10 protein-coding genes are annotated in these 12698 nt (G+C 57.9%); 5 read left to right on the top strand and 5 right to left on the bottom strand.

Going from position 1 to position 12698, the window contains the following annotated elements; genetic code table 11:
• The 3 genes from cysG to nirB all read right to left on the bottom strand — a co-directional run bounded on the left by cysG (nucleotide 1) and on the right by nirB (nucleotide 4375).
• On the bottom strand, nucleotides 1-1374 hold the full coding sequence (gene cysG, locus AC0TOY_RS02830; RefSeq protein ID WP_473721467.1) for a siroheme synthase CysG: 1374 nt from the start codon (nucleotides 1372-1374) through the stop codon (nucleotides 1-3).
• 134 nt (nucleotides 1375-1508) lie between these two features.
• On the bottom strand, nucleotides 1509-1835 hold the full coding sequence (gene nirD, locus AC0TOY_RS02825; protein ID WP_008503027.1) for a nitrite reductase small subunit NirD: 327 nt from the start codon (nucleotides 1833-1835) through the stop codon (nucleotides 1509-1511).
• Nucleotides 1832-4375, bottom strand: a complete 2544-nt coding sequence (gene nirB / locus AC0TOY_RS02820) for a nitrite reductase large subunit NirB (RefSeq protein WP_024907927.1) — start codon at nucleotides 4373-4375, stop codon at nucleotides 1832-1834. Before nirB ends, nirD begins: the two co-directional genes overlap by 4 nt.
• 239 nt (nucleotides 4376-4614) lie before the next feature.
• On the opposite strand from nirB, the gene AC0TOY_RS02815 reads away from it, so the two are divergent.
• The gene (locus AC0TOY_RS02815; protein ID WP_473721466.1) at nucleotides 4615-5916 is read left to right on the top strand and encodes a cytosine deaminase; all 1302 of its coding nucleotides are present in this window, start codon (nucleotides 4615-4617) and stop codon (nucleotides 5914-5916) included.
• Nucleotides 5917-5934: 18 nt separating this feature from the next.
• Here AC0TOY_RS02815 and tsgA read toward each other — a convergent pair whose 3' ends face one another.
• Complete coding sequence (gene tsgA / locus AC0TOY_RS02810; protein ID WP_021242206.1) at nucleotides 5935-7119, bottom strand: MFS transporter TsgA; 1185 nt, start codon at nucleotides 7117-7119, stop codon at nucleotides 5935-5937.
• 278 nt (nucleotides 7120-7397) lie between these two features.
• On the opposite strand from tsgA, the gene ppiA reads away from it, so the two are divergent.
• From ppiA to argD, 4 genes are all read left to right on the top strand, one after another.
• Entirely contained in the window at nucleotides 7398-7970 is a 573-nt protein-coding gene (gene ppiA / locus AC0TOY_RS02805; protein WP_023309471.1) for a peptidylprolyl isomerase A, read from the top strand.
• Between the two features lie 106 nt (nucleotides 7971-8076).
• Nucleotides 8077-8661 (top strand): putative adenosine monophosphate-protein transferase Fic, encoded by a 585-nt coding sequence (locus tag AC0TOY_RS02800; protein WP_048989692.1) that lies wholly within the window; start codon nucleotides 8077-8079, stop codon nucleotides 8659-8661.
• A gap of 30 nt (nucleotides 8662-8691) precedes the next feature.
• Nucleotides 8692-9255, top strand: a complete 564-nt coding sequence (gene pabA / locus AC0TOY_RS02795) for an aminodeoxychorismate synthase component 2 (protein WP_048989691.1) — start codon at nucleotides 8692-8694, stop codon at nucleotides 9253-9255.
• An 86-nt stretch (nucleotides 9256-9341) separates the two neighbouring features.
• Nucleotides 9342-10562 (top strand): bifunctional acetylornithine/succinyldiaminopimelate transaminase, encoded by a 1221-nt coding sequence (gene argD, locus AC0TOY_RS02790; RefSeq protein WP_193745676.1) that lies wholly within the window; start codon nucleotides 9342-9344, stop codon nucleotides 10560-10562.
• Here argD and AC0TOY_RS02785 read toward each other — a convergent pair.
• Complete coding sequence (locus tag AC0TOY_RS02785) at nucleotides 10559-12646, bottom strand: YccS/YhfK family putative transporter (RefSeq protein WP_032648358.1); 2088 nt, start codon at nucleotides 12644-12646, stop codon at nucleotides 10559-10561. The two genes, argD and AC0TOY_RS02785, sit on opposite strands and share 4 nt — an antisense overlap.
• Nucleotides 12647-12698: the final 52 nt, after the last annotated feature.

Genomic DNA, 12698 nt, shown 5'->3' with positions numbered 1-12698 from the left:
TTAGTGATTCGAGAACCAGTTCAGCCTGTCGCGCAGTTCAACCACACGGCCCACCACAATCAGCGCCGGGCTTTCAACCTGCTGCGCCAGCTCACCGAGCTGCGTCAGTACACCATCCACCACGCGCTGCGTAATGGCGGTGCCGTTTTCGACTAGCGCGACGGGCATATCCGCATTCATACCGTGCTCCAGCAGCTTCGCCTGAATCGTGGCGGCCTGATTGAGCCCCATGTAGAACACCAGCGTCTGCTTTTCGGCGGCCAGGTTATGCCAGTCCAGCCCGCTGCCGGTCTTCAGGTGGCCCGTCACCAGACGCACGCTCTGGGCGTAATCCCGGTGGGTCAGCGGAATGCCAGAGTACGCTGAGCAGCCGGATGCTGCCGTAATGCCCGGCACGACGGAGAACGGAATGCCCGCGTCGCACAGGGTTTCCAGCTCCTCGCCGCCGCGACCAAAGATAAACGGATCGCCGCCCTTAAGGCGCACTACGCGCTTACCTTTCTGCGCCTCGCGCAGCAGGATCTGGTTAATCTCCTCCTGCGGCACGCAGTGGTAGCCCGCCCGTTTGCCCACGAAGACGCGGTCGGCATCGCGGCGTACCAGGTTCATGATGTCATCAGAAACCAGACGGTCGTACACCACGATATCCGCCTGCTGGATCTGCTGTAGTCCTTTCAGCGTCAGCAGACCCGCATCGCCGGGACCTGCGCCCACCAGCACCACTTCACCGCGATGGTCCAGCGGTTCACTCAGCAGCTGTTCGGTCGTCTCTTCAACGGCTTTGGTATCCTGATTCGCCAGCGACTGCGCCAGCCTGTCGTTCACAAAGAATTTTTCCCAGAAGCGGCGGCGCTCGCCCACTGTCGAGAAGGTTTGCTTCACGCGGGAGCGGAGTTGCCCGGCATAATGCGCAATCTGACCAAGATGCTGGGGCAACAGGGCTTCCAGTTTTTCCCGCAGCAGACGCGCGAGAACCGGTGAACGTCCCCCGGACGATACCGCAATCATCAGCGGCGAGCGGTCGATAATCGACGGCATGATAAAGCTGGCCTCTTTCGGCGCATCCACCACGTTGCAGAAGATACGGCGCGCTTCGCAGGCATCGCTCACGCGCTGGTTCACTTCATCGTCATCCGTCGCGGCAATGGTCAGCCAGCAGGTATCCAGCAGGGATTCATTAAACGCACCCTGTTCCAGCGTGAGCATCCCTTCCTGCGCCCAAACCTCAAACTGGGGGGCGAAGGACAGGGCATTCACGGTCAGGCGGGCGCCAGCCTCTAACAGCAGGCGCGCTTTGCGCTCGGCCACGTCGCCGCCGCCCACGAGCAGGCAGTCGCGGTTGCGTAATTGACAAAAAATCGGCAGGTGATCCACGACGTTACCTCACAGCATTCATGGCGGGGGAAGAATTGACGTCAGGATAACAGCAGGAATCGTACAGAACATACGGTTTTTCCTGCCGTTACCCATAAGGGGTCATAAGCCTTTCCTATTGAAAAGGCGAGGGGTTACGCTTTCAGCTGCACCTCGCCGTCCTTCACGCGGACGTCGTAGTGTTTGACCGAGAAGCTTTCATCTTCCATGCAGAGTCCGTCGGTTAAGCGGAAACGCTGCTTTTTCAACGGGCTGGCGACCCACAGTTCACCCTGGTGCTCGGCAATCAGTCCGCGGGAGAGCACGCTGGCCTCGAAGAACGGGTCGATATTGCTGATGGCAAAAACCTGTTCATCGTGACGAGGGCGGAAAATCGCCACCTGCTCGTTGCCCAGCAGCGCACAGACGCCGGTTGCGGGGAGAATGTCGTTAATATTGCAGATGTTTACCCACTGGCTCATGCGTTTTCCTCCACCAGCGTGACCGGAATACGTTCATACGGCGTCGCCGGACGATGCTGTTCGCGCTCCGGCACAACCTGTACGTTCGGGTCGCGCTGGGTGCTGTTGATAAAGTGTTTGAAGCGCGTCTGCGCCGCCGGGGTGTTGACGGTTTCCGTCCACTCGCAGATCACCGCCTCGCGCAGGCGCGCCATTTCCGCTTCCAGATGCTCGTTCAGGCCCAGCTTGTCGTCGATGATGACCGATTTCAGGTAGTCGATGCCGCCCTCGAGGTTATCGAGCCAGGAGGCGGTACGGGTCAGCTTATCGGCGGTACGGATGTAGAACATCATGAAGCGGTCGAGATACTGAATCAGCGTGTCGCGATCGAGATCCGCCGCCAGCAGGTCCGCATGGCGCGGTTTCATCCCGCCGTTGCCGCACACATACAGGTTCCAGCCTTTCTCGGTGGCAATAATACCCACGTCTTTACCCTGCGCTTCCGCACATTCGCGGGTGCAGCCGGAGACACCAAACTTCATTTTGTGCGGGGTACGGATGCCTTTGTAGCGGTTTTCCAGCTCCACGCCGAAGCCCACGCTGTCGCCGACGCCGTAGCGACACCAGGTGCTGCCCACGCAGGTTTTCGCCATGCGCAGCGCTTTGGCGTACGCGTGGCCGGTTTCGAAGCCCGCTTCAATCAGCTGACGCCAGATTTCCGGCAGATCGTCCTTCTGCGCGCCGAACAGGCCGATACGCTGGGAGCCGGTAATTTTGGTGTAAAGGTTAAATTCACGTGCGATACGGCCCACCGCAACCAGCCCTTCCGGCGTAATTTCACCACCGGCCGAGCGTGGAATCACGGAGTAGGTGCCGTCTTTCTGGATGTTGGCCAGGAAGTTGTCGTTGGTGTCCTGCAGCGGCGTATGCTCGGGCTTGAGCACGTACTCGTTCCAGCAGGAGGCCAGCAGGGAGCCGACGGTCGGTTTACACACTTCACAGCCGTAGCCGTGGCCGTGCTTCGCCAGCAGTTCGTCGAAGGACTTAATGCCTTCCACGCGGATCAGGTGGTACAGCTCCTGGCGAGAATACGCGAAGTGCTCGCACAGGTTGTTGTTCACTTCGATGCCCTGTTTCGCCAGTTCGGCGTTCAGCACCTGAGTGACCAGCGGAATACAGCCGCCGCAGCCGGTACCGGCTTTGGTTTCCGCTTTCAGCGCCGCAACGGTGTGGCACCCTTTGTTGATCGCGGAGATCAGCATGCCTTTGGTCACGTCGAAGCAGGAGCAAATCTGCGCGCTGTCCGGCAGTTTATCCACGCCGATGGACGGCTTGCCGCTGGAGGCGTGCGCCGGGAGGATCAGCGCGTCCGGGTTTTCCGGCAGCTCGATGGCGTTGAGCACCAGCTGGAGCAGGTTACCGAAGTCGCTGGTGTCGCCCACCAGCACCGCGCCGAGCAGGGTTTTGTTGTCCTGGCTGACGATGAGTCGTTTGTAGACCTCTTTGCTTTCGTCCAGATAGACGTAGCTGCGGGAATTCGGGGTGCGGCCGTGCGCATCGCCAATACCGCCTACATCCACGCCCAGCAGCTTCAGCTTGGCGCTCATGTCTGCGCCGGTGAAGGCGTTTTCGCTGCCGAGGATATGATCCACGGCGACCTGCGCCATTTTGTAGCCCGGCGCCACCAGGCCGTATACGCGGTTGTTCCAGCTGGCGCATTCGCCGATGGCGTAGATATCCGGATCGGAGGTCTGGCAGGTGTCGTTAATCATGATCCCGCCGCGCTGCGCGACGGCCAGACCGCACTGGGTCGCCAGCTTGTCGCGCGGACGAATACCGGTGGAGAAGACGATGAAGTCCACCTCCAGCTCGCTGCCGTCGGCAAAGCGCATGGTTTTGCGCGCTTCAGTCCCTTCCTGAACGATCTCTTTGGTGTTCTTGCTGGTGTGAACCTTCACGCCCATGCTTTCGATTTTACGACGCAGCTGGTCACCACCCATGTGGTCGAGCTGTTCGGCCATCAGCATCGGGGCAAATTCGATGACGTGGGTTTCCACGCCGAGGTTTTTCAGCGCGCCTGCCGCTTCCAGACCCAGCAGGCCGCCGCCGACAACCGCGCCGCGTTTGCTTCGACGCGCACAGGATTCGATAGCGTTGAGATCTTCAATGGTACGGTAGACGAAGCAATCCTGCGTTTCCGAGCCTTTAATTGGCGGGATCCACGGGTACGAGCCTGTCGCCATGATCAGCTTGTCGTAAAAAACCGTACGGCCAGCACTGGAGTGGATCACTTTTTCCTGACGGTTGATGGTGATAGCGCGTTCGCCCACCAGCACTTTTACGCCATGCTTCTCGTAGAAACCTTCGCGCACCAGAGAGAGCTCTTCGGCGGTATGATGGGAGAAGTAGGAAGACAAGTGCACACGATCGTACGCCTTGCGGGGTTCTTCACAGAACACGGTAATATCGAACTGCTCAGCATCGGCCTTATCGAGAAGATCCTCAATAAAGCGGTGGCCGACCATACCGTTACCGATGATAGCGAGTCTGACTTTGCTCATTATTGCCTCGATTTCTTTTCTATTATTGCCTACCTTAACGATTCAGCAGGGGCGCTTATTGATGCAAATCAAATACGTCTTCGCCTACTCCTTAGGTGGTATATGACTGATTTGTCAGGATTTTTATAAGTTGCGGAAATCGCAGGCTTTTCGTGTTCGTTGAATTTGTGTACAACTCAGGGGCGGTTTTGCAAAAATCGATACGCCTGAATATCAGCTGCGTTTATGAGGGAAAAGGTATGTCTACATCACCGTTATGGCTTGTTCAGAATGTACGTTTACCGGGTCGGGATGGGCTGTGGCAACTTGCCATCGAGAACGGGCGATTTGGTGACATCACCCCCATGGACGATACCCACGCCGAAAGTTATGAGGTACTGAACGCGCGCGGTGGGCTTGCTCTCCCGCCGTTCATCGAGCCGCATATTCATCTTGATACCACCCAGACGGCGGGGGAGCCGAACTGGAACCAGTCCGGCACGCTGTTCGAAGGCATTGAACGCTGGGCGGAGCGCAAGGCGCTGCTCAGCCATGAGGATGTGAAAGCCCGCGCCTGGAAAACGCTGAAGTGGCAAATCGCTAACGGCATCCAGTTTGTTCGTACCCATGTGGATGTCTCTGACCCGACGCTCACCGCCCTAAAGGCGATGCTGGAGGTGAAACAGGAGGTGGCGCCGTGGGTAACGCTGCAAATCGTCGCGTTTCCGCAGGAAGGTATTCTCTCTTACCCGAACGGCGCGGCGCTGCTGGAAGAGGCGTTAAAACTGGGGGCCGACGTGGTGGGGGCGATCCCGCACTTCGAATTTACCCGGGAATATGGCGTCCAGTCGCTGCATATCGCGTTTGAGCTGGCGAAGAAGTATGACCGACCGCTGGATATCCACTGTGATGAAATTGACGACGAACAGTCGCGGTTTGTCGAGACGGTGGCCACGCTGGCGTATGAGGCCGGCATCGGCCCGCGCGTGACGGCCAGCCACACCACCGCCATGCACTCCTATAACGGCGCTTACACCTCGCGGCTCTTCCGCCTGCTGAAAATGTCGGGGATTAACTTCGTCGCGAACCCGCTGGTCAACATCCACCTGCAGGGGCGCTTTGATGACTATCCGAAGCGTCGCGGCATCACCCGGGTGAAAGAGCTGCAGGAGGCGGGCATTAACGTCTGCTTCGGTCACGACGACGTCTTCGACCCGTGGTACCCGCTCGGTACCGGCAACATGCTGCAGGTGCTGCATATGGGGCTGCACGTCTGTCAGATGATGGGCTATCCGCAAATCGACAGCGGCCTGAATCTCATCACCCACAACAGCGCCCGGACCTTTGGCCTGAGCGATTACGGCATTGAAACGGGAAACCCGGCAAACCTGATTATTCTGCCTGCGGAGAGCGGGTTTGAAGCGGTGCGCTGCCAGGTGCCGGTGCGCTGGTCGATTCGTCAGGGACGGATCATTACCACCACGCAGCTGGCGCAGACCTGGATCCAGATGGATACCGGAGGAGAAGAGGTAAGTTTCGCCAGAAACAGCCCCTCTGCCTAATGCAAAGGGGCGCAGGGTTTAGTGCGATGCCGCTGCCGCGTTGTGCTGGCGGTGGCGGGTCACAAAGCCCAGGATGAAGCACATGATGAACACCACGGCGTACAGACCGTTCGCGGTATGCAGCGCGGCCAGCGGGCCGCTGTGGGCAACGATCGGGCCCGTCACCACGAAGGTCAGCATGGTGCCGATGGTGCCACAGGTCAGAACGAAGTTAACCAGCTTCGGCGAGGCCACTTTGGTCTGCAGGGAGCCCAGGGTGATGATCGAGGTGTAGATCGCGCTGGAGAAGAAGCCCAGGGTCAGAATGAACCACGGCATATGTTCCGGGGAGCCGTTGATAAACAGGTACATCAGCACGGTCGCCAGACCTGCCAGTACGGTCAGAATGCGCTGCAGGTCGAAGAAGCGCAGGATGAAGCTAAACGCCCACATGCCGAACATGTAAGACATCCAGAAATCGCTCACCAGTTTACCCGCATCGTTCAGGCTCATGCCCAGACCTTTGGCGTATTCCGGTACCCAGGAGATAAAGCCCAGCTGGCCCAGGATATAGCACAGGGCGGCGATGGAGAGGAATAGCACGCCGATGCCCCACTTCTCTTTCGCGACGGGTTCTGCGGTGGTTTGCGCTTTCTTGCCCAGCACCGGGAACTCGCAGCCGAAGGTCAGAATAAAGATCGCCACGTAGACCAGACCAATGCAGGCATAGACCCAGTACCACTCGATGCTGCGCGCCAGCAGAACGGCCGCGACCATCGGGAAAATCATTCCGGCCATGCTGAAGAAGGAGTCGGTAAACAGCAGGCGCGCGCCGCGCTGGCGGCCTTCATACATATGGGTAATCAGGAACGTACCGATCGACATGGTGATCCCGCTGACCAGACCAAGCACGAACATCGCGGCTGAGAACAGCGCGATGCTGTGGCTTAGCATCAGGCCAGCCACGGCGGCGACCATCAGCACAAAGCCAAAACGCAGCTGGGTTTTCAGCGGCACGATTTCCATCAGCCAGGCATTCAGGAAAATAGAGATCAGGATCCCTGCGTTGAGGAAGGTGAAGGTATTACTCATGCTGGAAACGGGCAGCTGGAAGTAGTCTGCGATATTTCCCATCACCATCCCGGTGACGATCACCAACGCGCCGGTCAGGGCGTAGGAGAAGAAGCTGATCCATGTGAGCTTGATGCGATTGCTGTTAGTCATGTCTGGCCTGTTCAGAAAAAGAAAAGCGCCCAGGGGGCGCTGAGAGCGGGCAGATTTTAGACATTAAAGTGATCTATTCATATCTTTTAAGAGAAATTAGAACTTCATTGCATGTTTTTGTGTGATCTTGATCACACAAAAAGACCCTAAAGCCAACCGTTTGCGTGGTTACAACTGTTTCAATTTCGTAAAATTAGGTAAAAGGCTGGTCTCCGTTCATACTGCTCTTTAGAATCAAGCCATTCGCTTTTTATACTGCGCTTTGTTAAGGAATTCTCATGCTCAAATCAACACTGGCGGCTGTCGCAGCTGTGTTTGCTCTTTCTGCCGTTTCCCCTGCTGCGCTGGCAGCCAAAGGGGACCCTCACGTTCTGCTGACCACCTCCGCCGGGAACATTGAGCTGGAACTGAATAGCCAGAAAGCTCCGGTTTCTGTGAAAAACTTCCTCGACTACGTGAACAGTGGTTTCTATAACAACACGACCTTCCACCGCGTGATCCCTGGCTTTATGGTGCAGGGCGGCGGCTTCAACGAGCAGATGCAGCAGAAGCAGCCGAACCCGCCTATTAAAAACGAAGCGGACAACGGCCTGCTGAACAAGCGCGGCACCATCTCCATGGCGCGTACCGCAGACAAAGACAGCGCGACCAGCCAGTTCTTCCTCAACGTGGCGGATAACGCCTTCCTCGACCACGGCCAGCGTGACTTCGGCTATGCGGTCTTCGGTAAAATCGTGAAAGGGATGGACGTGGCCGACAAGATTTCTCAGGTGCCTACTCACGACGTCGGTCCGTATCAGAATGTGCCGTCAAAACCTGTCGTGATCCTCTCCGCAAAAGTTCTGCCGTAATTCTTCTGAACGCGGGCTTCTCATGCCCGCGTTATGTCGCCCTCCCTGCGAAAGCGCGTTTTGCTGCTTATACTTGTGGCAAACGGACTATTCAGGGAGGCGTTAAGTGAAAAAACTCACCGACAAGCAAAAATCCCGTCTCTGGGAGCAGCAGCGTAGCGTCAACTTTCAGGCCAGTTGTCTCCTTGAGAAAGGTAATGGTCCATCGGATCCCGACATTGAGACCCTTGAGCTTGGGCCTTCCGCGCCCGGGTTACCCCATCTGTGCCTTATTCACCGCCATCTCTACCGCAGAGAGATGAAGCGGGCAGGCGAGTTCCGTACCGATGATATATTCAAGGGTGATATTCCCTTCTGCCATTTCGAATACATCGAAAAAATGGGTAATGAGCTGATGGCGGCGCTGGAAAGCGAAAAGTATCTCGTGGGTCTTGAGAAAGCGGCGTTTGTTGACCGGGTTAGCCACTATTACTGCGAAATCAACATGCTGCATCCCTTCATGCGCGGCAACGGTATTGCCCAGCGCGTTTTCTTCGAGCAGCTGGCGCTCCACGCGGGCTACGCGCTGGACTGGCGCGATATCGATCCCGAACAGTGGGTGGCGGCTAACCGCAGCGGCGCAACGGGTGATTTAACCGCGCTAAACGCTATCTTTGCCAAAGTAGTGAGCGAAGCGCGGGAATCTGAGTAGAATAGGGCGGCATTTTTTTCGGGAGCCGCCATGATTCTGCTGATTGATAACTACGATTCCTTCACCTGGAACCTTTACCAGTATTTTTGTGAACTGGGTGCAGAGGTGGTTGTTCGTCGCAACGACGAGATCGATCTCGCCGATATCGAGACGCTGGCTCCTCAGAAAATCGTTATTTCACCGGGGCCCTGCACCCCGTCGGAGTCGGGTATTTCACTGGAGGTTATCCAGCACTATGCCGGCAGGCTGCCGATCCTGGGCGTCTGTCTGGGCCATCAGGCGATTGCCCAGGCGTTTGGCGCCACCATCGTGCGCGCCGCCAAAGTGATGCACGGTAAAACCTCGCCGGTCACCCACACGGGCACCGGAGTGTTCACGGGGCTCAATAATCCGTTAACCGTGACGCGCTACCATTCCCTGGTCATTGACCCGTCGACGTTGCCCGACTGCTTTGAGGTCACCGCCTGGAGCGATACGCAGGAGATCATGGGGATTCGCCACCGCGAATGGGATCTCGAAGGCGTGCAGTTCCATCCGGAAAGCATCCTCAGTGAACAAGGGCACGCGCTGCTGGCAAATTTCCTCCATCGCTGAATAACTGTTGCCTTGCTGTGATTTTTTATGCATATTTTGTGATTATATTTTCACAATCACTGTGACATAAAATGGATGGTCATGACATGGCAACTGAACAACCAGCAATTACCCGCGCGACATTCGATGAAGTGATCCTGCCGATTTATGCACCGGCTGAGTTTATCCCAGTGAAGGGAAAGGGCAGCCGCGTCTGGGATCAGCAGGGTAAAGAGTATGTGGATTTCGCGGGCGGTATTGCGGTCACGGCGCTGGGTCATTGCCATCCCGCGCTGGTTGAGGCGCTAAAAACCCAGGGCGAAACCCTGTGGCACACCAGCAACGTGTTCACCAACGAACCGGCGCTGCGCCTGGGACGTAAGATCATCGATGCCACCTTCGCCGAGCGCGTGCTGTTTATGAACTCCGGCACCGAAGCCAACGAAACCGCCTTTAAGCTGGCGCGCTACTACGCGACAACGCGCCACAGCCCGTACAAAACCAAAATCATCGCCTTCCACAATGCCTTCCACGGACGCTCCTTCTTTACCGTTTCCGTTGGCGGACAGCCGAAGTATTCCGACGGGTTTGGCCCGAAACCGGCTGATATCGTCCACGTGCCGTTTAACGATCTGCACGCGGTGAAAGCGGTGATGGACGACCATACCTGCGCGGTAGTCGTTGAGCCGATCCAGGGTGAAGGCGGCGTGACGGCGGCAACCCCGGAATTCCTGAAAGGGCTGCGCGAACTGTGCGACGAACATCAGGCGCTGCTGGTCTTTGATGAAGTGCAGTGTGGAATGGGACGTACCGGCGATCTGTTCGCGTATATGCACTACGGCGTGACGCCGGATATTCTGACCAGCGCGAAAGCGCTCGGCGGCGGTTTCCCGGTGAGTGCGGTACTGACGACGCAGGAGATCGCCTCCGCGTTCCACGTTGGCTCTCACGGCTCTACCTACGGCGGTAACCCGCTGGCGAGCGCCGTGGCGGGTGCCGCGTTCGACATCATCAACACGCCAGAGGTGTTGAACGGCGTCAGCGCGAAGCGCGAGCTGTTCGTAAAACACCTGCAAAAGATTGACGAGCAGTACGATGTGTTCAGCGAGATCCGCGGGATGGGGTTATTGATTGGTGCCGAGCTGAAGCCGCAGTATAAGGGCCGCGCGCGCGACTTCCTGCACGCCGCCGCTCGCGAAGGGGTGATGGTGCTGAACGCCGGACCGGACGTGATGCGTTTCGCACCTTCGCTGGTGGTGGAAGACAAAGACATCGAAGAAGGATTAACCCGCTTTGCCGCCGCGGTCGCGAAGATCGTAAAAGGTTAATACGCCGTCCGCTTCAACCTGCGGGTTAGCCAAATCCCGTGATGCGGACGCTGACGCCATGCCACCGACGAAATGGTGTGCATGGTGTTCAGATGCCCCAGTACGCGCTGCAAATGCTGTTCCAGGGTGCTCATTGGCCCGTGGGTTAACGTTTCCGGCGCTTCCAGAATGTTCGAATCTCCCGACTCACCCGGCGAGTCATACTCCAGACGCTGCTGACACCGCTGCAACGCAATTTCACACGACTGCAAATAGCGCTGCGCCAGATCCGGCGTGAGCATCGTGTGCTCGCGCGCAAGCGTGGTCATGGCGTTAATGTGCTCGACGATAAACTGGCTGTGCGTCACCCAGAGCTTCATGTCTGCCAGATAGTGCGAGTTAAAGCCCGGCTCCTGCATCGCCTGGTTGAGCGAGTTGAACAGGGCGTTGTGCGCCTGGTTGACCTTCATGCGCTGATACGCCAGCGGGGAGGGCTGCGGGTCGTCGCTCAGGATCAGGCGAATGGCCTGCTGGTCGGCTTCCAGCGCGTCGTGGGCGTTCTGGCGCAGCAGTCCACTTTGCCACTGCGGCCACAGCCAGACCATGCCGCCAAAGGCAATCAGGCAGCCGATCAGGGTATCAATCAGCCTGGCGACAATAAACTGTTCGCCATTGAGCGTGAGCAGCTGCAGGGTGTATACCGCCGTCACCGTAAACCCCACCATCGCCCAGCCGTAGTTTTTGCGGATAATCAGGTAGCTCACCAGCGTGATCGCCAGCATGCCTGCCAGAGTATAGCCTTCCGGCACGTGGAAGTGCAGCGTCACGCCCGCGATGATCAGCCCGGCCATGGTGCCGCCCGCCCGATGCAGAATACGCACCCGCGTGGCGCCGTAGCCGTTCTGGGTGACAAACAGCACGGTCATTAAGATCCAGTAGGGTTTCGGCAGATGCAGCGCCATGCCCATCAGGCTGGCGGTACTGAGCATCACGCTAATTCGTGCGGCGTTGCGCAGGGCGGACGATTTAAGAGAAAGATAGCTTTTGAGCGCGGGCAATAGCGGCAGCCGTTTCTGCTTATCCGCCATCAGGTCGCGGGGATAAAGCGGGCGCTGCGTGCGCAACACGCGGGCGATACGGCTGAAGTGCCAGGCGGCAAACTGGCCGACGGGGTTATCCGGATGCTGACGAGCGATTTTCTCCAGCGCGCCCAGCTGCTTATCCATGTTAAAGCGCGTCGGGTAGCGGTGATAGAGAATATCATCGGCCAGCACGCGCAGGCGTGCGGACACCGTCTGCGCGTTCCAGCGGATCACCGCTTCGGCGTGGCTGCGCTCGACCAGCTTTTGCACCTCCTGCGGGTGGTGCAGGCTAACGGAGATATGCTCCTGCAGATCCAGCCCGACCTGGAAGGTGCGCAGCAGCCGTTTGTACTCGTGGTTCTTGTTGGCGGCGAGCATATGAAGCTGCTGATAGCACTGGCTTATCAGATCCACCACCTTCTGCTGGCGCGTCAGCAGGGGCGGTAAGGATTTTTCCGGATCGGTATGCTGGGTCAGCAGGGTGTATTTGGCTTCGCAGTAATCCGCAAGCTGCACATAGAGCAGGCTCAGGGATTCACGCAGCGGCTGCTCCCGCCACAGCCAGAACCAGAACCAGTTAAACAGGCCGTACCATAATGTCCCCAGGGCGTAGATCAGCAGCGGCTCCCACACCGGCATATTCCCGGCGAGGCTCAGCGTGAAAATGGCCGCAATCAGCGACGCGGGAAGCAGGCGGGCGTGCAGCGAACTGATTTCCGCCGTGACGCCGAGGGTCATCGCCAGCACGGTCAGGATCAGCGGCAGCGGAATATCACGAGCCAGTAAAAGCTGTACGGCGAGGCTACAGCCCGCAAACAGGCAGCCGCCGATAATCAGGCGTTTGAAAAAGCGCTTATGCGGCGTGTCCAGACCAGCAATGTTGCAGCAGGCGGGTACAAGGGAAAACAGCAGGCCTTGCTGAAGATGCCCGAGGATCAGGCCTATGGCCACAGGAAGACACAACACCAGCGTTTGTCGCAGTGCGTAGTTAACTTCCGGGTGATAGATCAGCCTGCGCCACATGGGGAATAGAGACAAAAACGGCGTGACACCTTGCGATGGCACGCCGTTTAAG

Source organism: Enterobacter sp. PL_is379 (genome assembly GCF_055817355.1).
Note: the sequence above shows the minus strand (reverse complement) of the source record. Positions and strands in the feature narration are given on the sequence as shown.

Coding starts and splice junctions, on each gene's coding strand:
- nirD (WP_008503027.1), bottom strand. CDS start 1,835: ATGAGCCAGTGGGTAAACATCTGCAATATTAACGACATTCTCCCCGCA.
- nirB (WP_024907927.1), bottom strand. CDS start 4,375: ATGAGCAAAGTCAGACTCGCTATCATCGGTAACGGTATGGTCGGCCAC.
- AC0TOY_RS02815 (WP_473721466.1), top strand. CDS start 4,615: ATGTCTACATCACCGTTATGGCTTGTTCAGAATGTACGTTTACCGGGT.
- tsgA (WP_021242206.1), bottom strand. CDS start 7,119: ATGACTAACAGCAATCGCATCAAGCTCACATGGATCAGCTTCTTCTCC.
- ppiA (WP_023309471.1), top strand. CDS start 7,398: ATGCTCAAATCAACACTGGCGGCTGTCGCAGCTGTGTTTGCTCTTTCT.
- pabA (WP_048989691.1), top strand. CDS start 8,692: ATGATTCTGCTGATTGATAACTACGATTCCTTCACCTGGAACCTTTAC.
- argD (WP_193745676.1), top strand. CDS start 9,342: ATGGCAACTGAACAACCAGCAATTACCCGCGCGACATTCGATGAAGTG.
- AC0TOY_RS02785 (WP_032648358.1), bottom strand. CDS start 12,646: ATGTGGCGCAGGCTGATCTATCACCCGGAAGTTAACTACGCACTGCGA.